We start from the raw sequence: 1161 nt of genomic DNA, 5'->3' as shown, positions 1-1161 counted from the left end.
CCATGAGCAGGCCGTTGGCGCTGCGCAGGTCGACGATCTCGATGATGTCGGTGACGGCGAGCCGGGCGTGCTCCTTGGACACGGTCGGGTCGGAGAGCCGCACGTCGCAGCCCTTGCCGCGGCCGATGATCGAGGTGCCCTCCGGGAGGGTCACCTCGAGCCCGGCGTCGGGGCCGTCGAGCACGGTGAGCCGGGCCGCGGGCGGCTGGTCGGCCCCGCTGCCGTCGTAGCGGCTGGCCTGGGCGAGTGAGACGACCGAGCCGGACCGCACCGTCTCGGCGGCGACGTCCTCGGGCAGGAGCAGCCGGGTGGAGCGGTCGTCGGTGCCCGGTGTGCCGTGGACGCGCAGGGTGAGGTCGCGCAGCTCGTCCTGGGAGTAGTAGGTCGGGACCGGGTCGGTCTCGGCCAGGGTGCGTGCGAGGTCGGCGACGGTGGCGGTGCCGTCGACGGTGACCGCGAGGTCGGCGGGGTCGGCGGCGGTGCGCAGCAGGGTGAGCTTGATCCTCATCGACGGCCCTTCCGCAGCGAGGTGGTCGAGATGCGGGAGCGTAGCCAGCGGCGGCGGCCCACGGCCCGGCGCAGCCGCTGCTCGGTGGACTCCACGTGCCGCCAGTAGTGCGCGACGGCACTCTCGTCGGGCAGCACCGGCCCGAAGACGCCGGCGTCCGCGTGGCGGGCGAGGGAGGCGGTGTCCAGGCCGGTGACGTCCACCGGACGCGGACGGCGGCGGCGGGTGCTGTGCCCGTGGGCGAGCCCGGTCTCCAGCTCGCGGGCCTGCTCGTGGCGGGTGGCGGCCGCGCTGACCGGGACGCCGAGGTCGCGGGCCCGGTCGACCACCTCGGCCCAGCCGCCGCCGACCCGCCCGGAGCCGGTGCCGCGCAGCCGCCGCCGGCGCCGGCGCAGCGCCTTGAGCAGGACGACGAGGGCGAGCGGCAGGACGAGGAGGAGCAGCGGGATCCCGGCCGCGAGCGCGATGAGCAGGGTGTGGTCGGGCGCGGTCTCCTCCTCGACGTCCTCCTCGTCGGCGTCGACGTCGTCGCGGTCCATCGGGGGCGCCTCGGGCGGCTCCGGCGCGGGTGGCGGTGGCTGCAGCACCTGGGGCTGGGGCCGGTCCTGCGGCTCGGGCTCCTCGACCTGGGGGATGCGGTCCTCGTCGGGGGT

The 1161-nt window shown here is 76.6% G+C and carries 1 protein-coding gene and 1 pseudogene; both read right to left on the bottom strand.

The window, feature by feature from the left end; genetic code table 11:
• The coding region (locus Q0195_RS08060; RefSeq protein WP_299276873.1) for an FHA domain-containing protein at positions 1–508 on the bottom strand (508 nt) is incomplete at its 3' end.
• Positions 505–1161 (bottom strand): annotated as a pseudogene (locus Q0195_RS08055) (transglutaminase domain-containing protein); the annotation flags it as partial. The gene Q0195_RS08060 and the pseudogene Q0195_RS08055, both read right to left, overlap by 4 nt.

This window comes from uncultured Georgenia sp. (genome assembly GCF_937958535.1).
In the GTDB taxonomy this organism is placed as follows: Bacteria; Actinomycetota; Actinomycetes; order Actinomycetales; family Actinomycetaceae; genus Oceanitalea.
Note: the sequence above shows the minus strand (reverse complement) of the source record. Positions and strands in the feature narration are given on the sequence as shown.